Origin of the sequence: Nitrospira sp., assembly GCA_030653545.1 — a bacterium.
Taxonomy (GTDB): domain Bacteria; phylum Nitrospirota; class Nitrospiria; order Nitrospirales; family Nitrospiraceae; genus Nitrospira_D.
Genome location: JAURZE010000023.1, coordinates 24,723 through 51,303 on the forward strand (window position 1 = coordinate 24,723; position 26,581 = coordinate 51,303).

Consider the following 26,581-nt stretch of genomic DNA (forward strand, 5'->3'; position numbering starts at 1 on the left):
CTAATCAGCAAACGATTTTGAGTTCTGGTTTTCTGTCCGTATAACACGCCTTGGAACTTCGTACCGAAAGTCTGTTCCACCCCTTTACATTCAAAGACCTCTTTCCTCTGTTATTCATTCCTTCACCCAGTGCGGAAAGGACATGCCGACATGTAGGCGGTTGGAGGGGCCACTGAGCGTATCAAACAAGCACAGTTTCATCCTGGGGGCTCTGCGAGCGAGAGGGATGGTCCAGTTGCCCGCTATAACTTCTTCCGAATCTCTTTCCATTCCTTCGCCACTTTGGCTTTGCGCGGGGCTTCCCCTTTCGCCGGCTCCGGCACCATCACGGCCGCCAACCGTCGCTGGAGAAAGGCTTCGGCGAAGGCTTTGGTCCGACCGATGCCGGTCTTGACGGTTTTCCATCCGTCCGCGTGCAAGGCATCGATCGCTGTCCCGAAGGCCTGCTCGCCCCCCGGTACAACCAGGACATAGCCGGCAGGGAACTTGTGCAGCTTCAACCATTCCCGCGAGGACTCGCTGGCCTGAAAACGATCGCCGCCGAAGGAGACCGAGGGCACGACATACATCACGCGATAATAAAACTGAGTGAGTTTTCCGAGTTCATCGGCGGCGTCAGGGAGCGGCGTCCCTTCCGGCTCAGGCTTGCTGCGCGGATCCGATGCGGCATGCTTCGCCTGCGGCGCGTCCATGAGCGACACCAGCTCCACGGCCACGATCGGATTCCGCCGCTCCCAGATCGCGAGATGCCCCAGGCCTTCGGTCGGCGCCACGCGCCCGCTCTCGCCGACTCGCACCTGCACCGGAATGATGCCCTGCGCCTTCGGCATGAACGGCAGCCGCGCCGTTCCGTCTTCGCCGGTCACCGCAGTCGCCACCACTTTGCCATAGACGAGCAATTCGAGCGGCTCGCCTCCCAGTCCTGCAGGAGCTGCCGCCCCCCGCGACACCAGCCGCGCCTCGACCATCACCGTCTGATTGGGTGACGACAAACCGTCGGCCACCAGGAGCGTTGCCGGAGCGGTTCCTGCCACACCGGCAGAACCAAGAGGACCGAGCACGATGGCGAGGGAGAACAGACAGGCGGTGCGGAACCTATGGCGCTTGACCTCACGCACAGGCGTTATGCGCGCAGAGCGGCCAAGACCTCGTCGACATGCCCATCGACTTTGACCTTCCGAAAGATGGCCTTCAGCTTGCCCTCGGCATCGATGACGAACGTGCTCCGCTCGATGCCCAGATATTTCCTGCCGTACATGCTCTTTTCTTTATAGACGTCGTACGCCGTCGCGACCGCCTTCTCCGTGTCGCTCAGCAGCGTGAACGGCAGCGCATACTTCGCGATGAATTTCTGATGCGACGCCTGCCCGTCGAAGCTCACACCGAGCACGACCGCGCCCGCCTTTTTGATCGATGCCATCGCATCGCGAAACCCGCAGGACTCTTTGGTGCACCCCGAGGTGTCGTCCTTCGGATAAAAATACAGGACGACCTGCTTGTCCTTCAGGCTTTTCAGCGCGACCGGCTTCCCATCCTGATCCGGCAAAGAGAATTCCGGCGCCTTCATCCCGACTGCGAGTTCCTTGGCCATGGGCATGATCCTTTTCAGTATGGACTACCGCGGTCCGCTGCCGATTCCGGGCCGCGAGGTTCCGTACGGATGTTCTTTTGAAATTTTCGGGGCGGCAGGATTTCCATAGGGCGACAATGCCGGGGAGTCCCAGATGGTCTTGTCACCGGGCGCCAGATTGGCCGCCTCAAGAAAGTGCTGCCGGGCGGCTTCGGTATCGCCGAGGGCATTGAGCGCCAACGCAAAGTTGTAGTGGGCTTGGCCGGACTGCGGCGCGACGGTCACGGCCTGCTCGAAATATCTCTTGGCGTCCTCAAACTGTTTCGCCTGGTAGGCCTGGGTGCCTTGTTCCGTGGCGGTAATCGCTTGCGGCTTCACACCGCCATCCACGAGCGCCAGCGGCGTGAGCACGCGCGGCTTCGGCTTCGATGAACAGGCCCCCATCCACGCCAACGCGAATATCACACACACGGTCGTCAGAAGCTTCATGGTATCTCTCCGCATGCCGCTAGCCCTTTCCATGCTTCCGCAGTTCTTCTTCGAATGTCTTCCGGTAGAGCACGTCCCACTCGGAACTCCCCTCGACGATGCCGCGAGAATAGGAGGCCAGTTTCGCGCGCACTTTCCGGTCGACCCCCTCTTCCTGCGCCAGCTCGACCGCCAGCACCCGCTTGATGTCTTTCAGCATGCGGGCATCATCGCCCTTCTGGCTGATCAGCGGGCTTTTCTTCACCGCCTGAAGAATGACATGGGACAGATGACTGACTTTTTCTTCACTCAACATATTGGAGACTCGTTGTTCGTCGTTCGCAGACGCGTTACGGTTCACGCACTAGAGGATAATGCCCCGCTCGCGCACCAGCTTCGTTTTGATCATGGTGAACATGCGCTGATAATCGACCTGTCCCTGTTCGATCTGCTTTTCATAGGCCTTCAGCATCTGCCGGACCTCCGCATTCAGCGCATCCTCGATCGCCAACTCCGCCGTAATGATCTGCTCCAATGATTCGACGAATGCCTTGCGATCGCCCGTGACGTCGAGCTGTCCGTCCTGCTGGAGGTGCGCGACCACCGACTCAGCCATGTGGTGAACCCGATCCTTTGAGATGCGCATAGGCTAGACTCGTTCGACGCGGATGGTGGTCGCCTCCATGACCCGGCGGAACTGCGTCGCATCGCCCACGATTTTCCCGATCACGTTCACACGATCCGCCGGGACCGGATCCGGCCCCATGCTCATCGGCGTCCGGCCGAAGAAAATCGCCAGGACCTGCCCCGCGCCCCAGTAGGCGACATCGCCGACTTTCACTTGGTTGGTCGCGGTCTCCCGATAATCCTTGACCCCGGCCAGCTTGAAATAAAACTCTTCGCCCCAGGTGTTGATCGGCGCATCGACCGGCAAGGCGGCGTACACCTCCCCGGCGGTCTTCGACCCCTTCAGTTCGGCTTCAAGTTGCACCCCGCCCACGGTGATGCGAATGCGCTTGGCTGGATCAGTCATCATAATATTTGTCGGTGTATGGGTATGGATAATCGTGTTGATTGCGGCCTGCAAATATGACGTCGAACTCTAACCGGTCTCCCGGGTGAAATCAAGGCAGCGGAGTAGCCCAGGCTTTTGCGCTCCTGCTAGAATACCGCCGCATGTTACCCTCAACCTTTGTGATCCTCCCGGGCATCGGTCCCGCGACAGAACGGCGCCTCTGGCAAGAGGGCCTGCTCACGTGGAACGATTTCTTGAGCCAGCCGCGGATTCCCGGAATCTCGGCGCAACGTAAGCAGTGGTACGACCAGGAGCTCGTCCAGGCTCAATCTGCGTTCGACTCCGGGCACCTCGACTATTTCACGACACGATTGCCCGGCCGTGACCATTGGCGGTTCTTCGAACTCTGCGAACCCCGCACGCTGTATCTGGACATCGAAACCACCGGAACCTCCCCGCATGACGGGGAGGTCACCGTCGTCGGATTGCACCGGCGAGGCGAAACCGTCTGCCTGGTCCGTGGAGAGACCCTGACCACGGAACGGCTCCAGGCAGAATTGGATGCCTGCACGCTCCTCGTCACGTTTTTCGGAACGAGCTTCGACGTGCCGTACCTGCGCGCTAAATTCCCCGACCTCAGATTCTCCATGCCGCATTTCGATCTCTGTTTTGCCGCCCGGAGATTGGGACTGCGCGGCGGACTCAAACAAATCGAACGGGAGCTTGGGATCGAACGGGACACGTCCGTCCAAGGTCTGGATGGATGGGATGCCGTGCGGCTCTGGATGCAATGGCGCGCGGGCGATGCCGCTGCGCGGGCCCTGCTGCTGGCCTACAACGAAGCCGATACCGCCAACCTCGCGCCGCTGGCGAAGCACGTGTTCGAGGACATTCTCATTCGCTTCGGCCCGGCATCAGTGGGAGCCGCGACGCCTTCATACGGGGAAAGACAGGACTGTCACACATGAGTACCTGGGTGGGAATCGGACGGAGCAACATCGGTCTCGTCCGCGCGATGAATCAAGACGCCTTTGTCACCATGGACCATCTCGGATTCTGGGCCGTGGCCGACGGGATGGGCGGCCATGCCGGCGGAGACGTCGCCGCCCAATCCGCGATCGCCACCGCCGCCGCGCAGGCGGAACGCTTCGCTGGTCCGCTCCGCAACGGTCACTGCTCGCCACAGGATTTTCTGCGGGATGTGATGACGCAGGCGAACGACGCCGTCCTCGAACGGGGCCGGCTGGAGCCTCGGCTGGCCCAGATGGGAACGACGCTGGTCACACTCCTGATTACCGCCGGCGCCACGCCGACCGCGCACCTGGCCCACGTGGGCGACAGTCGAGGCTATCTTTTTCGAGACGGCCGTCTCACACAATCGACCCGGGACCACACGTTGATCGAAACCTATCTCGCCCAGGGAATCCTGACTCCGGCAACGGCCAAGACCCATCCTGAACGGCATGTACTCACGAAAGCGATCGGGATTGCCCACTCTGCAGAACCGGATTACTCCGCCTACCCGCTTGCACCGTCCGACATCCTGCTGCTCTGCTCGGACGGGCTTACGAAAATGTTGGAAGATGCCGACATCGCCGATATTCTGGCGCCTGCGCAAGGCGACCCTATTCGGATCTGCGATCGCTTGATCGAGACTGCGCTCGCGCGCGGCGGTGAAGACAATGTGACCGTCGTCGTGATCGCGCACCGCTAACCGTTCCCCCTCAATCCCATCGTTGACAAGGCCCCTCCAGCCATGTAGCCTGATCTATCATTCAGCAGAGACGTTCCCCAGCTTCCACTTACCTACGCTGAGTAAATTAAGGATTCTGTGATGCCCGACTTCTCTCGGATCGTTTCCTTCGTCTTGTCAGGATATCTTTTCCTCACCGCTTCTCCCGGATTGGCACAGGATCATGCGGGCCCGGAATCGGTGATCCGCGCGTTGGTCGACGCCAATGCGGCACGAGACCTCGACGGCATGTCCCGGCTGATGGCGCACGATGACGATGCCACCGGCTATACCATCGGCGGGCGGAAATACGTGGGATGGCCGGAGCTGGAACGGGACATTCGCGACGAGTTCGCCTTCGTCGAAAAGCTGGAAATGCCCATCACGGACCTGAAGGTATGGACCAAAGACGATCTGGCCTGGTTTGCGATGGAGCTGGACTATATCCGCTACGTCAACGAAGGCGGACAGCTCCACCATACGGTGATCCCCCTGCGGGAAAGCGGCGTTCTCGAAAAGCGCCAGGGGCAATGGCTCCTGGTCTCATGGCATGAATCGCTCCGGGCGGCCAACTGGCCCGCGGTGGCTCACGCGCAGCCTGCGGCGCCGGTTCCACAGCTGGTTGCCGACCCAGGCGTGCTCCGCGCTCCTACGGCAGACCTGAGCGGCGAGTGGGAAATCCTCGAAGTCGAGGACGATAAACGCTACAAGGCCACACTGGACAAGTCCGGCAATGGCCCCTACACCCAGCACGGCGGCCATTTCACCACGACCAAGTTTGCCGACCGCGTCTGGCAAGGCACCTGGCAGCAACCCGGCAATGATCGTGAAGGGGGATTCGACCTCTTGCTCTCGGAGGACGGCACACAGGCGAAAGGAGTCTGGTGGTATTCCCGAGTCGGCACGCATAAGAATATTCCTCCGCGGGAACATGGCGGCTCGTATCAATGGAAACGGCTCACGCCGCCCGCTTCACATCAATGAATGATTCATCCGCACCGTGCGTTCCCTCTGCTCCGCATACCTGCGCACCGACATTTCCGATCGCTTCACCACCTCTGGGAGACTTTATGTATTGGATGCTTGTTCTTTTGATCACAGGGCTCATGGGCGCTCCCGCATTTGCCGACGGCGGCCATGACCACCACGCCGTGCCGACACTGAAGAATCAGACCACGACCACCGTCACGATAAAGGATGACACCGTCACCTTGACCTTCGGTCCCATCGATCTGCCCACCAGCCATGACGGCGACCTGGCCGCCTCGATGCCCAAACATAACTTCCAGCTTCCCGAAGATATGTACATGGTGGGGTATAAATCGGCGGTCTTTACCAAAGAAGGCAAGGAACTCCCCAGAAACTACCTCCACCATATTTTGATGCTGAACAACACGAAACCCAGTGTGTCCTGTCCCGGTGAGCCGCTGTTCTTCGCGGGGGCCGGCCTGGAAATGACCGAGGCGCGCTTCCCGGATGGGTATGGCGTCAAGCTGGCGAAAGGCGATCACCTCATGTCCGTCGTGGCCTTCTACCACAAAGCCCCGCCGACAAAAAACGTAATGGCTTCCTTCACCATGTATATGGCGCCGAAATCAAAGCCGGTGAAGGAAATGGACGTCTATCAGGTGGGCGTGAATATCGTGTGTTATAGCAAATTCGGCGCACGGGGCGCGGATCAAACGGACGAGGGCATTGAAATCAGACCGGGAGTCCAGGTCCATACGGCACCGCTGAAATTTTCCATGGATGGCTGCGTCAAGTTTGCCTATCCGCACGGCCACGATGAGCTGCTGATGATTGCGCTCGAAGATAAAGCGAACAAGCGCACGCTGCTCAGGACGGTGCCGGATGTGGACCTTGACGGCACCTTCCGGGAATTCCAGCCCCATCAAGTCTATAAAGACAGCCAAGGATTTTCCGTCATGCAATCGGGCGAGTACGATATGGTGATGGTCCATCATCACCCGCTGCAGAAAACCGAATTCCAACATGGCATGGGAAACTATCTTCTCTATATGACTCCGGGCGCTTGCCGCACCAGCGATACGGCACAGGCGAATCCGTAAGCGCACGCTCCCCCGCTCATGACGCCTGCCGGCCTCCGTCCTGTGACGTGAGGCCGGCAGGCGTTTCTTTTTTCACTTCGCACGCAAGGCCTCGTCCAAAATTGTTCGTTCACAAAGGTGCGCCGTCGATCACCCCCTACGAAAGAACCGCGCGTTCGCGTCGATTGAGGCTGTGATTGAGGCGCCGCGATATGGTATTCAAGACGGTAAACCAGCGCGGGATGCGGCTTTGGAGTCTCTCCCTTGAGGGACAGCGCGCGCGTCACCGCCTACAGAGGATTTATCACATCTATCCCTCTGGGACTGGGCCGGCTCGACGTCCCCAGCAACACGGAATTGGTCCATGCCGCAGAGTGAGCCCGTTACTATCCTGGTCGTCAATGAGCAAGCTGACGAAATCAAGCTCGTCACACTGAGCCTGCGCGGCTTCTTTCCCGATTGCCGGGTTGAATCGGTCTATTCCGCCGAAGAAGCCCTCCGGTGGGTGGATCGCGCCGAGTGGGACCTGATTCTGATCGATGAGCGACTCGGGCTCCAGAGTCGCCCGTCGTTGGTGGCCACGCTCAGGGAACGCCTCCCGACTACCGCGATTGTGCTGCAGACCGACCGAAGCGATTCGACCGCCGCCGTCACGGCGCTGCAAGCCGGTGCCAACTTTCTTCTCTTCAAAAAATCACCCGCGTTTCTGACCGAACTGGTGCTCTACGCCAAAGGCGCCATCGAACAACGCCATCTCCGCGCCACGTTCGCACACACGCACGATCGGCATACTCGCCTACTGGAAACACTCACGGACGTGTTCTACGAAGTCGATACGGAAGGACGGTTTGTCTTCATTAGCCCCGGGGTCACCGCGCTCCTGGGCTACCAGCCCGAAGAACTGACCGGGGCACCCTTTTCCAAGCTGATTCCTCCCGATCAACAAGCGCGCGCGCACCATCGCATCAATGACCGCCGCACAGGCCCTCGGGCGGCGCGCCGGGTCCTGATTGAATTACTCAAGAAACCTCAGGCCACGGGCTCCGGCCAGGCCCGCGTGCAGGCCGAAGTCAGCGCCAAGGGTCTCTACGATGCGCGCCGCCACTACACCGGGAGCCTCGGACTCATCCGGGATATGACGGGGCCTCTCGCACAGACCGAGACCATTCAACGCCTTGAAACCAGACTGCTCGAATCAGATCGCCACCGCGCGATCGCCCAGCGCTTGACCAGCCTGTCGCATGATCTGCACCGGCCGCTCTCCGCCGTGTTGACCCAATCCCAGCGGCTCCTGGACACAATCCGTGAGGCTCAGTTTGATACGCGCCTTGAAACCCTGACCGCGCGCGCACGGGAGGCCTCGGCATATGGAGACGCGTTAGCTCGGGCAGTCGTTGATGCCGGTCTAGCCGAAGACACGCTAGGACAGGTCATTGCCGAAGCTCTGGCTCCCGTTGCTCATCTCAACATCGTGCAGCACCGCGATGCGACCGGCCTTTCGAACGTGGGCAGTTCACGGAACGTCTGGGTACGGATCATTCAGATTGTGGTGATCCAGGCGATTCGACAAATGGCCGCCCGCCAAGCGATGCACCGGCTGGACATATTCGCGCAGACCGTCACGGCCACCGGGACACCGATCGATCCGGCGCCTGGCCTCTTTCCAGCTCCGGCACCCCGAGAGGTCGAGATTCTGATTCAGGAAAGCGACTCGGCAGCTACTCTCACGACCGGCTCACTACCGGCCTCCCCTGATCTCAACCAGGCCTATGAAGACATCGGCCAACTCCAGGGTCGCATGGAGTGGTTGGCCCCGGCGAGACAACCGCTCTCCATCCGCCTGTGGCTGCCGATTCCTGACGTGCCTCAGACACCTGAGGCAGCAGCAGAGGCGGCGCCAAGCCCGCCTGAGCCGCCCACAGCGGCACCGGTCGACACTCACGTAGAAACTCCGCTGCCTCCACCTTCAGACGGACCGCTCCCGGATCGAAGGATGGCCATACGTGCCGCGGTCCAACTTCCGGCGCGAGTGACCGTCGGCCCAGCAGTCCGCGAGGGAACCGTTCACACCTTGAGCCTGACGGGAGCCACCGTCACCCTGGTCGGGCCGCTCCCGAATCTCTCTGGCCAATCCGCCTATTTGGTGTTCAAGACCGTCGTAGGGATTCTGGAACTTCAAGCCACCGTCCACGAGCGTGGCATGCAGACCGGACCACCCGGTGAGACCGGAGAGCGCCCGGTCCTCGCATTCGAATTTACTCCGCCAGGAGAAACCGAGCGGAAGGTGCTGGGCTCCTTTATCGAGGCCGCCCAAGAACGGAGCCTGGCGATCAGCCTTGAGGCGTTACTGTCTCAGCCTGATGACGTCGCGCTTCCGGACCAGCCCGGTCAGGACCACCGAGCCACCGATCACCGGGAAGGCATCCGGGTCCGAGTCGCACTTCCGGTCCGGATTGATGGGGCTCACGAACAGAATCCGGCCGCTCGACAGCTTGGACTGGCGGTGAATTTGTCACGCGGAGGGGCCTGCCTGCAGGCCAAAACGCTTCCCGGCCAGGTGGGCGAGACGATCGTCTTGCATTTCCCCCACGGCAATGGGCAAAGTCATTCACAGCCTCACGAACCGGCCGCACCGGACGCCGTACTCCCGGCGCAAATCGTGTGGACGGCTCCAGACTCCACGGCTCCTTCCGAGTTACGCCCGACGCACACTGAACCGGGTCAACGTTTCGGCGTCCGCTTTATTGAACTGCCGGCCTTCGCCGAGCGCGAGGTCAACCGCGTCGTCGCCCAACACATCGGCTCGTCCATCGACTTGGATGGGATCGCCGGACGTGCGGCCATTGTCAGCGCCAGACGAGAATGCCGGAATGTACGCGGCCAAGTCATCGCCATTACCGACGATCACGCACGTCACCAGATTTCCCCGAATACGCCTATCGTGATCCTCTCTCCCGGCTTCGGATGCACCCAGACCGACTACATTGCCCTGTCAGAATTCTTGGCCATCAATCGGCTCCGCGTCCTGCGCTATGACTACAGCAACCATATCGGCCAAAGCGACGGCGATGTCCTCCAGACGACATTGCGGAGCATGCAGGCCGATCTGCAAACGGTTCTTGAATTTGCTCATACGACGTGGCCCACCGCCCCACTCGCGATCCTGGCCGAAGACGTCGCGGCCCGAGTCGCCCTGAAGGTCATTGCGCAACGTCCTGTGGCCCAGCTTCTGCTGCTGGCCAACCCGGTGCTCGACATTCAGGCCGCCCTATCGGCCGAGCATCATCATGACCTTCTGGCCGACTACCAGCACGGCCTCAGACGGGGCAGCGGGAATGTGTGGGGCCTCAATGTCAATCTCGATCAGTTCCTGAGCGATCTCATCGCCGGCCACTATGCCACGCTGGCGACGACGGTGACCGATCTGTCTGCGCTGACTGTCCCCATGGTTATCCTGAACTCTCCGTCAGCGGATCCCTCGATGCGGCATCCCTTTCCCAGCCCGGACGAATCACTTCGAGCCTTGCCGACGATGCCGACCACCGTCTCGATCCCCAGCGCGTTGTCGGTTACCGGGCGCACCTTCGACGCCCGCTTACTCGCGTCATTCAACACACTCTTCACGGAGATTGCTCGCGTGTGCTTCCCCGGAGAGGCACGGCCGGCCATCCACACACCGACCAGCCACGACATTTCCAAACAGTATCTCCTCGAGCGGGAGCGCATTCGGATCCGCCACCACGTCTCGCAGTCGTCTCGAGACGCCTTGTGGATCGCGCATCTCGCCCAGCTTCCGCAGCTCGGCACCCTGCATCACCATGTGCGACTGCTGCAAGAGCTGTATCAACAGGCTCTTCCGCTTGAACCCGGCATGCGCATCCTGGATATCGGATGCGGCGCGGGCGAGTTCGCGCACACGCTCCTCCTCAATCGCATGTATCACCTGCTCCACGCGTCACATGCGCCGCAACGCCCCCTACACTATGTCGGCATCGACCACTCCCAGGAAACGGTCGCGTCCGCAGAACAAGCCTTTACGGGGCTGTATCAGGAGTTACAATCCACGTTCTCCAAGATCGCCGGTCCGACGACTGCCGTGACGACTGAGTGGGGAATCCATCTCCCGTCCTCACGCGAAGCGGTCGATCGAGTCGTCAGTCATCTCTCGCTCTCCTTCGCCTCCTCTCCCCTCACCTTCCTGCGACAGGCCGTTCAGACGCTCACGGAAGATGGACGCCTCATCGTGACGTGCGTACGTCCGCACACAGATCTTGCCGGGCTCTATCGCGAGCAACTCCATCACGCCGGGCAGGATGAGCTCTCCCCTGCGGCTCAAATTTTCCTCCACTATCTCGGACGGCTACACGAAGCGATTCGCCATGGGCTGCTGCACGCCTTTGACCGAGAACAACTGTCGGATCTCTTGATTCATGCCGGTGCAACCCCTCTTCGAATCGTGCCTATTCTGGATGGGCAGCTCCTGATCGCCACCGCCCGGAAGGGGAAATCCGCTGGCTGAAACCACGGTCGGTGTGTATACTCGCCCCTGTTACCTAACATCCTCTCTTCCCTGTTCCCCCGGCCTCACACCTGGGAAAAGAGGAAGCACGACCACCCCTCTGGATAGATATGACTGACCACCCCCTTCCCCAGGCCACCGCTTCATTCACCGCGCTCACTCCCCTCCAGCGGCTCACCAGATTTGCCCAGGATATGGGAACGCTTTCGGACCGCGCCGTGATCGCCAACCGCATTCTCGTCGAACTCTGTGACGCCACCACCTCCCGCCAAGGCGCGCTGTACTTGCTCGATCGTGAGCACGATCGATATGACCTGGTAATGACCGTCGCCGGCCAGAGCACAGCGGCCCCACTCCCCTCATTTGCTTCGACTCACCCACTCATTCACGCACTCGCCCACAAGCATCATCTCCTCTCAGTCGCAGACATAGCGGACATCCCTCCGATCACGCCTGAATTAGCCGACACATTAGGGGCAGCTCAATCGACCTTGGCCGTGCCGCTTCTGAACAAAGCTCGATTGATCGCCTTTGCGCTGCTCGGATTCCCTGCGGACCGGCCGCTCGATCATGCGGATGGACGGGACCTCCTCACCGCCCTGGCGCAGAGCGGAGCCAACGCCCTCGACTCCATCCTCGCTCACGACGATCTCCACCAGTCTCAAACGCTCATGCGCCGAACCGACCGACTTCGCTCACTGGAAATCATCGCCGGCGGGTTTGCCCACGAAATCCGGAATCCCCTGACGTCGATCAAAACCTTTATCCAGTTGGCTCCGGAACGAAAGGACGACACGGAATTCATCCACGACTTCAGTCGCATCGTGCTGGACGACGTGCACCGGATCGAACGGCTGATTCAGGAAATTCTGGACTACGCCCGCTATATGGAACCCAAGTTGACGGATGAGGATCTCAACGAGATCGTCACCTCCTGCCTCTATTTCATCGAAGTGAAGGCGGACAGCAAACGGATCAAGATTGAAAAACAGTTGGCGTCTGAGCTTCCTCGTGTCATGTTAGATCGTCAACAAATAAAGCAGGTCCTTTTGAATCTGCTGCTCAACGCCATCGACGCGATGGGAGACGGTGGAGGGCAGTTGATGGTTCGCACCCACCGGATCCTAAAGCCGGGGGCAACGGTGTGGACACAGATTGAGATCGAAGATAGCGGCCCGGGCATTTCCAAGGCCAACCTGGACCACATCTTCGATCCGTTCTTCACGACGAAGCACACCAGCGGCGAGCATGCGGGAACGGGCTTGGGATTGACGATTGTGCATCAGATTATCCAAGAGCATCGCGGTGAAATTCAGGTCGAGAGTACCGAGGGAGTGGGAACCACGTTTTCCGTGAATCTTCCGGCCCTCCCGATAGACTAGGAGTACTGTGGAAAGTTCAGCCATGAAAAAGCGCGTTCTCTTGATCGACGACGAAGCCCGTGTCCGGACTTCACTGAAAATGGTGCTCGAGCCGAACTACGAGATCCTCCAGGCCGCGGATGCTCAGGAGGGCCTCGAGACGTTCAGAAAAGAAGGACCTGATCTGGTCCTGCTCGATGTCATTCTCCCGGGAACCGACGGACTGGCCGTGCTGGAAACCCTGCGCTCTGAAAGCCGTATGACTCCCGTGATCATGCTCACGGGCACGAAGTCGGTCAAGACCGCCGTCGACGCGATGAAACTGGGCGCCGCCGACTATTTGTCCAAACCCTTTGACGTCGAAGAATTGCGCATCGTCGTGGATCGCGCGCTCAGCTCTCAAGCCCTCGAACGGGAAGTCAAACAACTCCGGGCGCAAGTCGTCCAGCGCTATGCCTTCCACAACCTCATCGGCAAGAGCCAAGGCATGCAGGAGATTTACGCGAAGATCGAACAAGTAGCGGACAGCCGAACCACCGTGCTGATTACCGGCGAAAGCGGAACGGGAAAAGAGCTTGTCGCAAAAGCCCTGCACTACAACAGCGGCCGGCGTGAGAAGCCCTTCATTGCCCTGAACTGCGCGGCGCTCCCGGAAACACTGATTGAGAGCGAACTCTTCGGCCACGAGAAAGGTTCCTTTACCGATGCCACGGCCAGACGTGTCGGCCAGTTCGAACTCGCCAATACCGGCACCCTGTTCCTGGACGAAATCGGCGATCTCAGCGCCATGACACAAGCCAAGCTCCTGAGAGTGCTCCAGGAACGGGAGTTTACGAGAATCGGCGGCGTCCAATCGATCAAGGTCGATGTCCGTATCGTCGCCGCCACCAACAGAAATCTCGAAGACATGGTGCGCAAGGGGCAATTTCGTGAAGATCTCTACTACCGCATCAACGTGATCTCGCTGTTTCTGCCTCCCCTCCGTGAACGCGGTGAAGATATTCCCCTGCTCGCCAAGCACTTCCTTGCCAAGCGAGTCGAGGAAGAGAAGCGCCCGCACATCGAATTCGGGAAAGAAGCGCTGGAGGTCCTGACCCGCTACCCCTGGCCGGGAAACGTCCGGGAAATGGAAAATATCATCGAGCAAGCTTTTATCTGGTCGCAGAATTGCCCGCAGATTACCCAGGAGCATCTGCCGACCATTATGAAAAGCGACTCGCGATCATCCTCACTCCGCGACGACACGCTCGCCGGCCGAATGTCCCTAGAAAAAGCGGTCATGGAATTTGAGCGGGAGATCATTCTCGATGCATTGAAACGAACCAACTATGTCCAGACCCACGCCGCCAATCTCTTAGGAATCAGCCGGCGCATGCTGAAATACCGGATGGATACCTTGGGAATCGGCCGACCGGACAATGGGAACAGTCAAGAACCAGAGCCGCCTGTGCAGGAATAACACACATCCCTGTATCGACCGCGTCATTTTCAACACAACCGTCGCGATCTTCTATACCCCCTACTACGTAGTCAAACGATCAAGTGATCTACATATAGACTTTCTACGTAGCAGGCCCCCTGCGGATTGATCATCCCGAGTAAGTGCCTGAAAAGGAACAAGTATTGCTTGACAGGTTACGTAGTTGGGGGTACATGAGCACTATGAGCACAACAACTTCTCAAGACGGATCCCAAACAAAGCCGACGGTTCTTGTCGTCGATGACGAGGCCGGACCGCGTGATGCACTCAAAGTCATCTTGCGGCCCTTCTTCAACATCCGCTCGGCGGACAACGCGCAAGCGGCGCTCGACGTCTTGAGTCATGAATCCATCGATCTCATTACGCTGGATCAAAAACTCCCCGATCGTCAGGGCATCGACCTCCTGCAGGATATTAAGCACGATTACGCCGATATCGAAGTCATCATCATTACCGGCTATGGAAGCCTGAAGTCCGCCATGGAAGGCATTCGTCATGGCGCGGCCGGCTACCTACTCAAGCCATTCAATGTCACCGAACTGATTTCTCTTATCAGCCAGACGCTTGAGAAGAAACAGCGCCTGGACCTCATCCGGAACGTCTTAAAGAGCTCGACCGACCTCTGGGGAGAAGAGCAGGCCGCACGACGCGCGTGGGAGTCACTCAAGACCAGGTACTTCGCCATCGGAATGCCTGAGCAGGACCCTTCCGGTGCGCCACCAGATCTGCTTCCTCTGCTCTCCGATCTCCTGGAAGCCAAAGATCGTCAATTGCTGAACCATTGCAGCCGTGTCAGCTTCTACGCCACATTACTTGCCAATCGCCTTAGCCTGACCCTTGCAGAGCAAAAGTCATTGGCTATCGGGGCCTTCCTGCACGACATCGGCAAGGTCAGCCTCCTGAATTATCATTTTTCAGATGAGCCGATTCTCCCCTCAGGAGAAAGCACCTTTTCCAAAGAACATGGCGAGACGGGCGCACGGATGATTCTTCCCCTGGGGTACCCGGCTGAGGTCGGTCAGGTGATTTCCTATCATCATGAACGGTGGGACGGATCAGGCTATCCGCATGGACTTCAAGGAGAAGGGATTCCCTTACTGGCCAGAATCGTCAGCATTGCCCAGATGTTCGATCATCTGACAGCGGAAGTCCCCGGACGATCACCACTCCCGGTGGATCAGGCCATCCAGCAAATCGCCCTTCAGGCCAATACCTACTTCGATCCCATGCTGGCGGATCAATTTGCTCGAGTCGCGACGGAATGTAAGGCATCGCTCCCGGCGATGGCGATCGCGACTACGCCGAGCGGCGTCTAAGGCCTACGGAAGGCATCTCGCCAAGATTCGTCATTCTCCGGCATCGGCAATGAGCTCTGCCGCCGTCTCACGCACTTTCTTCGTCACCGTCAACCCGCCTAACATTCTGGCAATTTCGTTCTCACGCCCTTGCCCTATCAGCGGATGCACGGTCGTCACAGTTCGATTGCCGTCCTGCGACTTCTCAACACAGAGGTGATGCTGTCCCTGCGCAGCAACTTGGGGGAGATGGGTAATACAGAACACCTGGTGAAAGCGGCCTAACCCACGGAGGCGCTTGCCGATCGCGGCGGCCACCGCCCCGCCTACTCCGGTGTCGATCTCATCAAAAATCAGCACAGGGACGTGATCTCGGTCTGCCAACACCGTCTTTAGAGCGAGCATGACCCTGGACAACTCCCCGCCTGAGGCGACCTTTGAGAGGGGCTTCGCCGGCTCTCCTGCATTCGTCGACAGGCGAAACTCTACCTGATCAATCCCGTCAGGACCAAACTCCAGCTCGCTGGCATCCGCAGTCACGTGGATCTCAAAGACTGTCTGCCCCATCTTCAGGGCCTCAAGCTCCTGACGCACCACTTTGGCCATGCGCTTGGCCGCCTCCCCGCGCTTCAGGAATAATTGCCGTGCCCGAAGCGCCAGATCGGCCTGTTGTTCATTAATGCGTTGACGCAGTTTACCCAGTTGCTCATCAGAATCTTGCAACTGTTCTAACTCATCTTTGATCTTCCGATGAGCCCCCAAGACTTCCGCCAGCGACCCGCCGAACTTCTTTTTCAATTTTTGGATGACTGCCAGCCGGTCCTCAATTACGCCCAGTCTCTCAGGACTGGCTTCGACCCGCTCAGCGTAGTCGCGCAGCTGCCCTGCCATTTCCTTCAGCACCACTTTCGCTTCACCCGTCAGCCTCGCCAGCTCCCCGACCGTGGAGTCAATCAGAAGCAATTGCCCAAGGGCACGCTCCGTCAATGCCAGCTGAGTCAGGATACCCTGCCCTTCTGCATTCACCCGCTCCATCGCTTCGGCGGCTAACGCACCGATCTGCTGCGACGAGCTCAGCCGGCGGCGCTCATTTTGCAGTTCCTCATCCTCTCCCTCGCGTAGCGCCGCCTCGTCTAATTCGGCACATTGGAATCGGAGCAATTCCTCACGCTGCGCCCGGTGCTGAGATTCACGAATCAATCGATCGCGCTCCTCGCAGGCCGCCTTCCAGGCCACATACCCCTGTTGATATGCGGCACACCGTTCTTGAAGATTGCCGAAGGCATCCACGACACTCCGCTGTGTCGCCGTGGCCAAGAGTGATTGCTGATCGTGCTGCCCGTGGAGGTCAACGAGCGTACCGCCCAGCTCCTCCAGCGCATGCAGCGAGCTCATGGTTCCGTTCAGGTAGACCCGATTACGTCCGGATCGGGCGATGACCCGCCGCACAATCAGCTCGGAATCTGTAGGACCCAGGATCCCTTGATCACGAAGACGGGCTTGGAGGGGATGGCGATCAGGCAGGTGAAAGGCCGCCTCGAGAGACGCCTCTTCAGTCCCAAAACGAATCTGGTCGGCGGACGCTCGTCCGCCGACCAGCAGGGCAATGGCATCGATCAAAAGAGATTTTCCGGCCCCCGTTTCTCCGGTGAGAACGGTAAAGCCAGGCTCAAACCGTAGGCTGAGCTCTTCCAGAATGGCAAAATTGACAATGCGCAGCTCGGTGAGCATGGCTGCGTGCGTGCGAACGCCCTACGCGGTCCCCGCGTGCTGGGCCAACAATGCATCAATCGTTTCTTTGAACTGGCGCTTCGGACGCGCCCCGACCAGCTTTTCGACAACCTGGCCGTTTTTGAAAAACAGAATGGTCGGGATGCTCATCACCTGATACCGCCCGGCGACCTCGGGATTTTCATCGGTGTTCAGCTTCCTGACTTTCAACTTCCCGTCATATTCCTTCGCGAGCTCATCGACAATCGGTGCCACCATCTGACAAGGTCCGCACCAGACCGCCCAAAAATCGACCATGACAAGCTCACTGGCCTTCATCACATCTGCGTCCCAGGTGGAATCTTCAACTTTTAATGTATCACCAGCCACGTCCGGAACCTCCTTCAGCTAAGATACCGACGATAAGAAATAAGGAGTGCATCGTACCCCACCCCCATTTAGGGTGTCAAATGAGGAGCGGGACAGGCGGGACGCGCGCGAGCAGTCTGTCCCCCTCGCTCACTACACACACACGGCTTGCTCGTCCCCAGTCTCCAAGCCTCAGCGTCCAGCGACGCCCCCCGTCGATGCTCCAGACTGAGACCGTCCATAGGGACCGGTCGGCGAAGCCCAGGGCAATCCACGCTCGCCCCATAGCAGCGGACTGAGGATCGACCGCATCACCTGAGTTCCAAAATTCTCCGTCCAGCCGATACCGGTCAAATTCAGCATAAAATTGTACTGCGCCCGATCCGGGAACTGGAGATAGAACAGGCCCAGCGACCAACATTTGCAGGGATTTTGATACAAGGCCACCACGTCATACTCAGGGCTCTTTCTGGTTTTGATATCGTAGTACCCTTTGGCTCCGATCGTCCATCCCCAAGGAGTCCTGAACCCGCCTCCCGCCGTAGCAAACTGAATCTCCTGCGTGGGGGCATAGACCTCATTGAACGAAATGGGGTTCCAGATATCCCCTCGTCGCTCGCGATTGCCGTCCCGGGAATACCGCTGCCCGACTTCGAGATACCAATTGCTCGAGTCTTGAATCCGGAGATCCGTATTCCACTGACTGAGTTCTCCTCGATAAGGATCGAAAAAGGCATCCACCGTCAGATACTGATTGATCGTCGGGCGTTGCGTCCCAACGTTTCCGGCTCCACGCCCAAACGCCTGAGCCGCCATTTGCGCCTGCGTGATTTGCGGAGCCGTATTGCCGATGACCGCCCGCATCCACACATCGGAAAACTTTCTTCCTTGAATCGCCACCGTGGCAGGCTGCAACGGTTGCGTGAGAGAGCCCAGCAACGGAGTCACGCCCGTACCGAAGTCACGAGCCCTCGTTTGGACCGCCCCGGCGCGGTAACTCTGCGCGAGGGTCAGATCGAGCCAGTTGAAGGTACTCGTCCCATCGTGCTCCAGCACACGATTGCGCAAGGCATAGGTCAGAAGATTCTTCTTCGGCAGATCGTCGATTTGATCGATCTGCGCGATCCTCGATTGATCGGTCCCCGGCACATATTCATACATGACGGTCGGCTCGATGGTGTGCAAGAGGCTGCCCCCTCCGTCCATCCCAAACCTGCGGCTCAACTTCGAGGTAGCATCAACTCCCGCCCAGAAGGTTTCTCGATGGAGCGAGGCATCAGATTGCGCGCCACGGGTATAGTAGACCTCGCGAAACTTCGCCTGCGGGGTCAGACCCACGACATGCCCGAGATCAATGACGTCGGTAGAAATTCCCGGCACGACATTGACGCGATTCAGGGCGAATCCCTCTTCGCGATAAAAATTGACGTAGTCCCCTTCCATCCCGAATAACAATGGTGAGTTAAAAAGCGCGACATTCGGCAAGGTGTAGCCGGTCTCCGGCAAGCGCTGAAACGTATCTTTTCCACCAGCCTGGAGAGGTTGCAGATATTGCCCGAGGATGTACATATTTCCGTAAGGCAGTCGCTGATTCAGCAGCAAGTTTGACTCATTGCTGGGTAAGGCCCGCTGGGTACCGGAGTTACTCAACTGCTGGAGGTAGTTGGGGTCGGTGACAAAACTCGCATTCCCCCGCAACAACAGCGTCTCGGTAAACTGCTGCGTATGCGTCCCGGCGATCAACGCGCGCGCACGTTTCACGTCTGAACTGGTCTGGTCCACCCCGGTGACGTTCGGCAATGCGGTCTGCTGCAGATAACTCACATACCACTGGCCCCTGGATTTCTGGTCGAGCACATAGCGATATTCCAGATCGCTCCCGTAACCAAGCTGGCTGTAGTAGGACGGCGCGATGGTCAAATCCTGACTCGGATTGATCGCCCAGTAAAAACTGTCCTGGAGGTGCATCCCAAATCGATTGTCGTACCCCACCTGCGGAACCAGAAATCCGCTCCGCCGGCTCGACAAGGGATAGGTGATCGTGGGAAACGGCACCACCGGCACGTCCGCGACACACAGCCACGCCCCCTTCAAGGCCAGCGTGTCCCCGACGTTCAGATCCATATCGTCAAACTTGAACCGCCAGGCCGGCACCTCCCCGTCCTGCGCATCGCAATTGGTGAACGCCCCGTCTTTGACGCGATAGTGATATTCAGAGAACCGTTGGAGCAACCGCCCGCTCACCAGCGTATTGGACTGGGGAATATAGAGCTGCCCATGGGTGATGACGCCGGCCTCGGTATTCACATTGAAGTCCATCCGCTCAGTCGTCACATCGGCCTGCGGATCAGTCAGATGCACGTGGCCCGATGCGTGAACGACGCCGGAGAGCGCCTCAATCGTGACATGATCGGCCGTCAGGCGCATGGCGCCCTGCTGGATCACGACGGACCCATCCGCCTCATACACATCCTGGTCCTGACGATAGTCGATTCGATTGGCCGTCACATCGAGGGGAGGAGAGCCGGAGGCCGAGGTGCCCGGGGCAACCGACTTGGATTTCGCCCAGGCGAGACAGGGAAGACACAGAAGAAACACGGCCACGAGAACACCGAGCCTGTCCGCTGTCCGTGACCGTCCACTCACCATGCTAACCCCTGAGCGGAGACAAGCCGCAGCCACGGACCAACGCTTTCACCTCACCCACCAGCATGAGCGATCCCGTGACACAAATCAGATCTTGTGCGCTGGCACGAGCCTTGGCCAGCGCCAGCGCATCGGCGGCGCTCGGCGCAATATGACAATGCGGAAAGCGGGATCCGATTGTATCCTGTAATTCCCGCGCCGTCGCCGACCGGGCCATAGTCGCCTGTGTGAGAACGACCTCGGACACCAGCCGGTGCAACGGCTCGACAAAACGGCTGTGATCTTTGTCGCGCATCATGCCCAGGACGAGAATTACCCGGGCCTCTGGCCGTGACGCACGCCACTCCCGCAGATAGTCCGCCAAGACGAGCGCCGCAGCCGGATTGTGGGCGCCGTCAAGCAACAGGTCCGGACTTCGCTCCACTACTTCCAACCGCCCTTCCCACGGCACCGATTCCAACCCCCGGCGCACCGACGCCTCATCCACCGATATCCCGCGCCCCTCGGCCGCGTCGAGCAACGCGATCGCGCAAGCCGCGTTATCCAGCTGATGGCGGCCCGCAAGCGAACAACTCAGTCCGTCAAGACGCTTGGAGCGCCCGCGATAGGAAAACCCTTCAGCCCCCCCACCGACGGTAAGAAAATCCTGCCCCAGTCGCAGGAGCGGAGCCCCGCGATCCGCCGCCGTCTGACGAATCACATCCCACGCCGGTCCATCGATACGGCCCACGACGACCGGAACGCCGGGCTTGATGATCCCGGCCTTCTCAAATGCGATGGCCGCTTCGGTTGCCCCAAGAAACTCCTGATGATCCAGTCCGATCGTGATAATCGCGCTCGCTTCCGGCTCCACCACATTCGTCGCGTCGAACCGCCCGCCCATCCCGACTTCCAACACGGCCACATCGACTCCGGACTCGGCGAAATGGAGAAACGCCATCGCTGTCGTCAGTTCAAAGAACGTCGGGGTCAGGTCGGACGGCACGCTCGCCCGAATTCGCTCAGTGAGCTCTGCCACCTGCGCGTCAGCGATCATGGTCTGGCTGACTCGGATCCGCTCACGAAAATCGACCAGATGCGGAGACGTGTACAAACCCACACGATATCCGGCAGCCTGGAGCATGGCGGCCGTCATGGCGGCCGTCGAGCCTTTACCGTTGGTGCCGCCGATGTGCAGACTCCGGAACCGCCGCTCGGGGTTACCGAGCCGGCCCAAGAGCGTTCGCATGGTCCCAAGCCCCAGCTTGATTCCATGTTTCTGGAGTCCGTAGAGATACTCAATGGCAGATGAATAGGTCATGAACTGGGCCGGGCAGGATGCACTGCACTAGAAATGCGCGACGAGGGTACTGAGCGTTTCTTTCAACTGTTTGCGCTCGACAATCATATCGATCATCCCATGCTCAAGAAGAAACTCCGCCCGTTGAAACTGATCGGGCAGCTGCTGTTTGATCGTCTGCTCGATCACGCGGGGACCGGCAAAGCCGATGAGAGCTTTCGGCTCCGCAATGATGACATCGCCCAGCATGGCAATGCTGGCCGTCACGCCTCCGAAGGTCGGATCGGCCAGGATGGAAATAAACGGCAGCTTGGCTTCGCCCAGCTTCGCCACGGCGGTCGACGTTTTCGCCATCTGCATCAACGACAGAATTCCCTCCTGCATGCGCGCACCGCCCGAGGCCGTCACCAACACCACGGGACGCTTCTTCTCCAGCGCCCGATCGACCGCCCGGCAAAACTTTTCGCCAACGACCGATCCCATGCTCCCGCCCATAAAGCTGAAGTCGAACACGCAGAAGACGACCGACTGCCCCTCGACCAACCCTTCGCCGATCATCAACGCGTCCTTGCGCCCGGTCTTTTCCTGCTGCGCTTTGACCCGATCTCTGTAGGATTTCGTATCGTGAAAATTCAGCGGATCCTTGGCTTCCAACTCCGCGTCCCACTCCTTGAACGTCCCGAGATCGACGAGCAACGCAATCCGCTCCATCACGGAAATGGGAAAATGATAGTCGCACTTCGGACAGACCTTGTTGTTGCGATCGACTTCCTTGCGATACACAATTTCCCGGCAGTGGTTGCACTTGAGCCACATCCCCTCGGCGCCTTTAGACCGTGGCGGGACTTCAGAGCCCGTCGCTTTCTGCTTTTTAAACCAGGCCATACTCGTATCCTCTTCGCTCAAACGATCACGATCGAATGCTCATCAATACACGCATCGGAACGCACGGAAGAATAGCATAGCCATCAAAACGATTCACGTGCAATTACACGGAAGACACGTCGAGAGGAAGAGGAGCTAGAGCCCCTCCGGAGAGAGGACCAATCGATACAACATCCACAATCCAAGCCCGACACTCCCCAGGCTCGCAGCTCCTTGCACCGCGAAAAACGCCCGCTGGCCGATGGCCCGTGAATAGATGACCGGCACACTCAGGGTCAGCCCGATCATCAGCATGCCGCCGATTGAACCCAGACCGAACACCGCGATGTAGAGCAATCCCTGTCCGATGCCGCTGGTGTTCGATACGATCACCAGCATCAAAGCCGCGGACCCGGCCACACCATGGGCCATCCCGATCAGCAGAGGCCGGAGCGACTGCCTGGCCCAATGCGGATGGGCATGATCCTCGCGGCGACGGTGGCTGTGCAAATGCACATGCGGCTCGCCGTCATGGACGTGACGATGCAGATGCCAGCGCTCACGGAACAGCTTGAGCGCCAGCGTGCCCCCGAGCACAACGAGCAACAACCCTACGCCGCTTTCGGCTAACAAGGCAAACGGTTCTGGAATATGAACACCGGAGACCAGCACCACAGCCCCGACCAGCAACAGCGTCAAAGTATGGCCAACTCCCCACCAGAGGCCCACGAGTCCGGAGGCTCGCACCGAGGGGCGTTCGGCCAGCACCGTCGAAACCGCCGCTAAGTGATCGGCATCGAGGGCATGCCGCAGCCCGAGCAGGAACCCGACGCCGAGAAAGGTAAGAAGATTCGACTCAAGCATGAGACTCTTTACCGGCGAGGGACTCGGACATCGGTTGTGCGGGCAGAAGATCACCCGCCACGGGCATGCATTTCCAAGTGCGGATCGCCCCGGAGTTGATCGATCCCGATCAGCTTGCCGTTGCGCAACCCGACCTCCTCCAAAGCCTTGCGCGATTCGGCACCCCGATCGCGCCGGCCCTGCCAGCCCGCGCTGATCAACTCGCGCATCCGGTCAGGACTGGCACCGGCTCGCATCGGCTGCCGAAGGTCCGCCCCCTTCGACGCATAGAGACACAAGTACCACATGCCATCGGCGGTCACGCGACTCCGGTCGCAGGTCGAACAGAACGGCTGCGTGGTCGACGCGATGATGCCGAAGGTGGTTCCGTCAGGCAACAAGAACCGCTGAGCCGGCGCGGTCCCACGCCCAGGCAATGGCACAATCGGACCATAGTGCTGCGTCAGGGTCTCAAGGATGGCTGCCTGCGACAACACTTTCGCCATGGCCCAATCATTGGCCCCGCCGACATCCATATATTCAATGAACCGCACCTCGGCCCGATAGTGCTTCGCAAACTCGATCAGCGCCACCAGCTCGTCATCGTTAAATCCACGAATCGCCACGGTATCGAGCTTGAGCCCGGTGAAACCGACACGCCCGACCGACTCAATCCCCTCGATAACCCGCGCAAACTCATCCCGCCGCGTCAGCTGCCGGAAGCGCTCAGGGCGCAATGTATCCAGACTGACCGTGACTCGATGCAGTCCGGCCTCATACAGCTCCTGCGCATTATCCGCGAGCAGAATACCGTTGGTCGTCAGGGCGATCTCAGCAATCCGCCGGTCTTGCAGGAGCAGCCGGACGAGACGAGACAAGTCCCGGCGCAGCAACGGCTCACCGCCGGTCAGCCTGACCTTATCGACGCCGAGGTCGGCAAAATAGCCAGTCAGCGTCGCCATCTCCTCGAAGCTCAAGACGTCTTCGCGCGGCAACCAGACATAGTCCTCTTCGGGCATACAGTACTGGCAGCGAAGATTGCAGCGATCCGTGACGGAGAGCCGCAAACTGCCCAGCGGGCGATCATGGGCATCCACCACTTTGGAAGGAGCGAAACTGTCAGGCAACTGCGACATGTGTGTTACTCATCGCCCGTTACGCACGAGAGACTACGGATGCTCTTCCACCCACACCTCACCCTCAGGCGTGTGCTCGAGCTTCCAAATCGGAGTAATCTGCTTCAGTTCGTCGATGGCCCACTTGCAGGCCTGGAACGCTTCCGCCCGATGCTCAGCGCCGGCGATAATCAGCACGATATTCTCACCGATCGTGATTTCTCCATACCGGTGGATGATCAGCAACTCCAGGATGTCGAAATCTTTCAGCGCCCGCTCGCGGATCTCGCGCAACTTCTTCTCCGCCATCCCTTCGTAATGTTCGAAGGTAATGCTGTCGACGTCCCGCCCTTTGGAACGATCCCGGGCAATCCCCAGAAACGTCGCAATCCCGCCGATCCGCTTCGACCGGCGCTTCACCCGCTCGAGCTCCTGATCGATGGAGAAATTCTCCCGCTGCACCCGAACGAGCATCTCATCACTGTGAGGCTGCACGTCACTCATACAGTATCTCCTCCGCAAATCGCTTTCAGTGTCACAGGATGTTCAAACTGGCTGCCCAGCGAGGCCGCAGCAAGCGAGGGGGCGAGGCGTACGCGGTTCGGTACGTTGAGCCCCTGAGCGTCGCGAGAACGAAGCTGGCAGTCAGTTTCAACATCCTGGGGTGATCCACCTGCGAAGGGAGGCAATAGCGCAATCTCGTCGCCGTCCCGGATTTCCGTTTCCTCGTGGGCAATCTCCTGATTGACCGACACCAGGACCTTCTTCTTATGGATGAGTTCACCGATCTGCGGATATCCGCCATCAAGAAGCTCAACCAAGTCTTTCACTCGTCGCCCATTCGTCAATGCCAGAGAGAGAGAGCCTTGATTGCCGGCCAGCATCTTCGTCATCCCGAATAGCTTAATCGTAACCATAATGGTTCAGTCTGGCCTCGTGTAGGTTCCCGACTTCCCACCGGACTTTGAGAGCAGACACACGTCGGTGAAGCTCATCCCGCGATCAATCGCTTTGCACATATCATAGATGGTGAGCGCCGCTACGGACGCCGCTGTCATCGCTTCCATCTCCACTCCCGTTTGCCCAGTGGTCTTCACCGTCGCAAAGATGTGGATAGCGCAGAGGCCTGCCTGGTTCGGCTGGGATTCTTCTTTAAAGGAGATATCGACGCTAGTAATCAAGAGAGGATGGCACATGGGAATGAGGTCGGGAGTCTTCTTGGCCCCCATCACCCCGGCGACTTGGGCCACGGCGAGTACATCGCCCTTGGCAATCTTCCCGCGCTGGATCTTCTCCAGCGTGGCAGGCAGCATCACGACCGTCGCCTGCGCAGTCCCGACCCGTTCGGTCGAGTCTTTCGCGCTGACATCGACCATCCGCGCCCGGCCCGACTCGTTAAAGTGTGTGAACTCAGCCATTTCTCTCAATGAATCAGCTGGTTATACATTGCGCCGATCGGTGATTATAAGTTCCGCAAGAAACGAAGGTCAAGCGGGGAAGAAGACATGCGGGCTGGATCTACGCAGGTGGAAGAAGCAACTTCACCCTCACAATTGTCAGAGGTTGCGAAGAGTAACCCCTCAAGGTTATCGTCAACCCATCAAACAACCCCTTTCAAACCCTTTCGACTTCTCCGCCCACGTCATCAAGGATTCATATGACCGACGACGAGCAGAAAGATCGCGTTGAGATCACCCCCTACCAAGCGGCAGGCGGACTTGAGGGCCTCACGAAGTTGGTGGACGAGTTTTACGTCAATATGAATACGCTGCCCGAAGCCCAGATCATCCGGAACATGCACCCGAAGGATCTCACCGAATCGCGCAAGAAGCTGACGTATTTTCTCAGCGGCTGGCTTGGTGGCCCGAGGCTGTTTCAGCAGTACTATGGACCGATCAGCATTCCCGGCGCGCACAAACGGTTCCCGATCGGATACGAGGAACGCGACGCCTGGCTGCTGTGCATGCAGCGAGCCCTTGCCGCCCAGCCCTACAGTACCGAATTGAAGGACTATCTCCTGGCCGCCCTCAGCATCCCGGCGGAACGAGTCAGGCAAGTGAACGCGGGGGAAGCCTGACAACCGTATCAGGAATACGACAAGACCAGGGCGAAAGAAATGCGGGCAGCGAGCAAGAAGACCGCACCTGCCTTTTCCTCTCTTCCCTCCCCAAAGGGTGTGCCCCGGTTGGCTTTCACTGCGCGCATTGAGCGACCGCCGTTTCATCGCGGGGGCTCAGCGAGCAAGAAAACCAACCGGGGCGCACCCA

Annotated in this window: 25 protein-coding genes; 9 read left to right on the forward strand and 16 right to left on the reverse strand. The window is 59.2% G+C overall.

Going from position 1 to position 26,581, the window contains the following annotated elements; translation table 11 throughout:
* Positions 1-242 precede the first annotated feature (242 nt).
* Genes Q7U39_09765 through Q7U39_09790 form a run of 6 tightly spaced genes read right to left on the reverse strand, consistent with a single transcriptional unit; the run spans position 243 to position 3,074 of the window.
* Positions 243-1,118, reverse strand: a complete 876-nt coding sequence (locus tag Q7U39_09765; GenBank protein MDO9118233.1) for a hypothetical protein — start codon at positions 1,116-1,118, stop codon at positions 243-245.
* A 5-nt stretch (positions 1,119-1,123) separates the two neighbouring features.
* Positions 1,124-1,591 (reverse strand): thioredoxin-dependent thiol peroxidase, encoded by a 468-nt coding sequence (gene bcp / locus Q7U39_09770; GenBank protein MDO9118234.1) that lies wholly within the window; start codon positions 1,589-1,591, stop codon positions 1,124-1,126.
* Positions 1,592-1,615: 24 nt separating this feature from the next.
* Positions 1,616-2,059 carry a tetratricopeptide repeat protein gene (locus tag Q7U39_09775; GenBank protein ID MDO9118235.1) on the reverse strand — a complete coding sequence of 148 codons (444 nt, stop codon included), beginning with the start codon at positions 2,057-2,059 and terminating at the stop codon, positions 1,616-1,618.
* A 19-nt stretch (positions 2,060-2,078) separates the two neighbouring features.
* Complete coding sequence (locus tag Q7U39_09780; GenBank protein MDO9118236.1) at positions 2,079-2,354, reverse strand: DUF507 family protein; 276 nt, start codon at positions 2,352-2,354, stop codon at positions 2,079-2,081.
* Between the two features lie 48 nt (positions 2,355-2,402).
* Positions 2,403-2,684, reverse strand: coding sequence for a DUF507 family protein (locus tag Q7U39_09785; GenBank protein MDO9118237.1), 282 nt, complete (start codon positions 2,682-2,684; stop codon positions 2,403-2,405).
* 3 nt (positions 2,685-2,687) lie between these two features.
* Positions 2,688-3,074 carry a cyclophilin-like fold protein gene (locus Q7U39_09790; protein ID MDO9118238.1) on the reverse strand — a complete coding sequence of 129 codons (387 nt, stop codon included), beginning with the start codon at positions 3,072-3,074 and terminating at the stop codon, positions 2,688-2,690.
* A gap of 140 nt (positions 3,075-3,214) precedes the next feature.
* Here Q7U39_09790 and Q7U39_09795 point away from each other — a divergent pair, with 140 nt between their 5' ends.
* From Q7U39_09795 to Q7U39_09830, 8 genes are all read left to right on the forward strand, one after another.
* Positions 3,215-4,021 (forward strand): ribonuclease H-like domain-containing protein, encoded by an 807-nt coding sequence (locus tag Q7U39_09795; GenBank protein ID MDO9118239.1) that lies wholly within the window; start codon positions 3,215-3,217, stop codon positions 4,019-4,021.
* Positions 4,018-4,767, forward strand: a complete 750-nt coding sequence (locus tag Q7U39_09800) for a protein phosphatase 2C domain-containing protein (GenBank protein ID MDO9118240.1) — start codon at positions 4,018-4,020, stop codon at positions 4,765-4,767. Before Q7U39_09795 ends, Q7U39_09800 begins: the two co-directional genes overlap by 4 nt.
* 120 nt (positions 4,768-4,887) lie before the next feature.
* Positions 4,888-5,769, forward strand: coding sequence for a nuclear transport factor 2 family protein (locus Q7U39_09805; GenBank protein MDO9118241.1), 882 nt, complete (start codon positions 4,888-4,890; stop codon positions 5,767-5,769).
* 86 nt (positions 5,770-5,855) lie between these two features.
* A complete protein-coding gene (locus Q7U39_09810) occupies positions 5,856-6,854 on the forward strand; it encodes a hypothetical protein (protein MDO9118242.1) in 999 nt (332 codons plus the stop codon).
* Positions 6,855-7,197: 343 nt separating this feature from the next.
* On the forward strand, positions 7,198-11,352 hold the full coding sequence (locus Q7U39_09815) for a PilZ domain-containing protein (GenBank protein MDO9118243.1): 4,155 nt from the start codon (positions 7,198-7,200) through the stop codon (positions 11,350-11,352).
* 110 nt (positions 11,353-11,462) lie between these two features.
* Positions 11,463-12,734 carry an ATP-binding protein gene (locus tag Q7U39_09820; GenBank protein ID MDO9118244.1) on the forward strand — a complete coding sequence of 424 codons (1,272 nt, stop codon included), beginning with the start codon at positions 11,463-11,465 and terminating at the stop codon, positions 12,732-12,734.
* A 22-nt stretch (positions 12,735-12,756) separates the two neighbouring features.
* On the forward strand, positions 12,757-14,172 hold the full coding sequence (locus Q7U39_09825; GenBank protein MDO9118245.1) for a sigma-54 dependent transcriptional regulator: 1,416 nt from the start codon (positions 12,757-12,759) through the stop codon (positions 14,170-14,172).
* A gap of 203 nt (positions 14,173-14,375) precedes the next feature.
* Positions 14,376-15,509: a response regulator gene (locus Q7U39_09830; protein MDO9118246.1), complete on the forward strand. Its 1,134-nt coding sequence runs from the start codon at positions 14,376-14,378 to the stop codon at positions 15,507-15,509.
* A gap of 30 nt (positions 15,510-15,539) precedes the next feature.
* Here Q7U39_09830 and recN read toward each other — a convergent pair whose 3' ends face one another.
* The 10 genes from recN to moaC form a co-directional block, all read right to left on the reverse strand.
* Positions 15,540-17,219, reverse strand: coding sequence for a DNA repair protein RecN (recN, locus tag Q7U39_09835; protein ID MDO9118247.1), 1,680 nt, complete (start codon positions 17,217-17,219; stop codon positions 15,540-15,542).
* Between the two features lie 21 nt (positions 17,220-17,240).
* The gene (gene trxA, locus Q7U39_09840) at positions 17,241-17,588 is read right to left on the reverse strand and encodes a thioredoxin (protein ID MDO9118248.1); all 348 of its coding nucleotides are present in this window, start codon (positions 17,586-17,588) and stop codon (positions 17,241-17,243) included.
* A gap of 171 nt (positions 17,589-17,759) precedes the next feature.
* Positions 17,760-20,171 (reverse strand): LPS assembly protein LptD, encoded by a 2,412-nt coding sequence (lptD, locus tag Q7U39_09845; protein ID MDO9118249.1) that lies wholly within the window; start codon positions 20,169-20,171, stop codon positions 17,760-17,762.
* Positions 20,172-20,217: 46 nt separating this feature from the next.
* The gene (locus tag Q7U39_09850; protein ID MDO9118250.1) at positions 20,218-21,513 is read right to left on the reverse strand and encodes a folylpolyglutamate synthase/dihydrofolate synthase family protein; all 1,296 of its coding nucleotides are present in this window, start codon (positions 21,511-21,513) and stop codon (positions 20,218-20,220) included.
* A 27-nt stretch (positions 21,514-21,540) separates the two neighbouring features.
* Complete coding sequence (accD, locus tag Q7U39_09855; protein ID MDO9118251.1) at positions 21,541-22,377, reverse strand: acetyl-CoA carboxylase, carboxyltransferase subunit beta; 837 nt, start codon at positions 22,375-22,377, stop codon at positions 21,541-21,543.
* Positions 22,378-22,512: 135 nt separating this feature from the next.
* Positions 22,513-23,220 (reverse strand): hypothetical protein, encoded by a 708-nt coding sequence (locus tag Q7U39_09860; protein MDO9118252.1) that lies wholly within the window; start codon positions 23,218-23,220, stop codon positions 22,513-22,515.
* A gap of 50 nt (positions 23,221-23,270) precedes the next feature.
* On the reverse strand, positions 23,271-24,335 hold the full coding sequence (gene moaA, locus Q7U39_09865) for a GTP 3',8-cyclase MoaA (protein ID MDO9118253.1): 1,065 nt from the start codon (positions 24,333-24,335) through the stop codon (positions 23,271-23,273).
* 33 nt (positions 24,336-24,368) lie between these two features.
* Positions 24,369-24,818 carry a molybdenum cofactor biosynthesis protein MoaE gene (locus Q7U39_09870; protein MDO9118254.1) on the reverse strand — a complete coding sequence of 150 codons (450 nt, stop codon included), beginning with the start codon at positions 24,816-24,818 and terminating at the stop codon, positions 24,369-24,371.
* Positions 24,815-25,231, reverse strand: coding sequence for a MoaD/ThiS family protein (locus Q7U39_09875; protein MDO9118255.1), 417 nt, complete (start codon positions 25,229-25,231; stop codon positions 24,815-24,817). The genes Q7U39_09870 and Q7U39_09875 overlap by 4 nt, the downstream gene beginning before the upstream one ends.
* Before the next feature lie 6 nt (positions 25,232-25,237).
* Positions 25,238-25,732 (reverse strand): cyclic pyranopterin monophosphate synthase MoaC, encoded by a 495-nt coding sequence (gene moaC, locus Q7U39_09880; protein MDO9118256.1) that lies wholly within the window; start codon positions 25,730-25,732, stop codon positions 25,238-25,240.
* Positions 25,733-25,971: 239 nt separating this feature from the next.
* Between moaC and Q7U39_09885 the strand changes: the two genes are divergently transcribed.
* Positions 25,972-26,391 carry a group II truncated hemoglobin gene (locus tag Q7U39_09885; GenBank protein MDO9118257.1) on the forward strand — a complete coding sequence of 140 codons (420 nt, stop codon included), beginning with the start codon at positions 25,972-25,974 and terminating at the stop codon, positions 26,389-26,391.
* Positions 26,392-26,581 lie beyond the last annotated feature (190 nt).

Bases quoted from the DNA above. Each gene is read 5' to 3' on its own strand.
- Q7U39_09875 (MDO9118255.1), bottom strand. From the start codon at position 25,231: ATGGTTACGATTAAGCTATTCGGGATGACGAAGATGCTGGCCGGCAAT.
- recN (MDO9118247.1), bottom strand. From the start codon at position 17,219: ATGCTCACCGAGCTGCGCATTGTCAATTTTGCCATTCTGGAAGAGCTC.
- Q7U39_09850 (MDO9118250.1), bottom strand. From the start codon at position 21,513: ATGACCTATTCATCTGCCATTGAGTATCTCTACGGACTCCAGAAACAT.
- Q7U39_09805 (MDO9118241.1), top strand. From the start codon at position 4,888: ATGCCCGACTTCTCTCGGATCGTTTCCTTCGTCTTGTCAGGATATCTT.
- Q7U39_09825 (MDO9118245.1), top strand. From the start codon at position 12,757: ATGAAAAAGCGCGTTCTCTTGATCGACGACGAAGCCCGTGTCCGGACT.
- Q7U39_09785 (MDO9118237.1), bottom strand. From the start codon at position 2,684: ATGCGCATCTCAAAGGATCGGGTTCACCACATGGCTGAGTCGGTGGTC.
- Q7U39_09810 (MDO9118242.1), top strand. From the start codon at position 5,856: ATGTATTGGATGCTTGTTCTTTTGATCACAGGGCTCATGGGCGCTCCC.
- Q7U39_09775 (MDO9118235.1), bottom strand. From the start codon at position 2,059: ATGAAGCTTCTGACGACCGTGTGTGTGATATTCGCGTTGGCGTGGATG.
- Q7U39_09800 (MDO9118240.1), top strand. From the start codon at position 4,018: ATGAGTACCTGGGTGGGAATCGGACGGAGCAACATCGGTCTCGTCCGC.
- Q7U39_09885 (MDO9118257.1), top strand. From the start codon at position 25,972: ATGACCGACGACGAGCAGAAAGATCGCGTTGAGATCACCCCCTACCAA.
- Q7U39_09780 (MDO9118236.1), bottom strand. From the start codon at position 2,354: ATGTTGAGTGAAGAAAAAGTCAGTCATCTGTCCCATGTCATTCTTCAG.
- accD (MDO9118251.1), bottom strand. From the start codon at position 22,377: ATGGCCTGGTTTAAAAAGCAGAAAGCGACGGGCTCTGAAGTCCCGCCA.
- bcp (MDO9118234.1), bottom strand. From the start codon at position 1,591: ATGGCCAAGGAACTCGCAGTCGGGATGAAGGCGCCGGAATTCTCTTTG.
- moaA (MDO9118253.1), bottom strand. From the start codon at position 24,335: ATGTCGCAGTTGCCTGACAGTTTCGCTCCTTCCAAAGTGGTGGATGCC.
- Q7U39_09790 (MDO9118238.1), bottom strand. From the start codon at position 3,074: ATGATGACTGATCCAGCCAAGCGCATTCGCATCACCGTGGGCGGGGTG.
- Q7U39_09860 (MDO9118252.1), bottom strand. From the start codon at position 23,220: ATGCTTGAGTCGAATCTTCTTACCTTTCTCGGCGTCGGGTTCCTGCTC.
- Q7U39_09820 (MDO9118244.1), top strand. From the start codon at position 11,463: ATGACTGACCACCCCCTTCCCCAGGCCACCGCTTCATTCACCGCGCTC.
- Q7U39_09815 (MDO9118243.1), top strand. From the start codon at position 7,198: ATGCCGCAGAGTGAGCCCGTTACTATCCTGGTCGTCAATGAGCAAGCT.
- Q7U39_09870 (MDO9118254.1), bottom strand. From the start codon at position 24,818: ATGAGTGACGTGCAGCCTCACAGTGATGAGATGCTCGTTCGGGTGCAG.
- Q7U39_09830 (MDO9118246.1), top strand. From the start codon at position 14,376: ATGAGCACAACAACTTCTCAAGACGGATCCCAAACAAAGCCGACGGTT.
- Q7U39_09795 (MDO9118239.1), top strand. From the start codon at position 3,215: ATGTTACCCTCAACCTTTGTGATCCTCCCGGGCATCGGTCCCGCGACA.
- moaC (MDO9118256.1), bottom strand. From the start codon at position 25,732: ATGGCTGAGTTCACACACTTTAACGAGTCGGGCCGGGCGCGGATGGTC.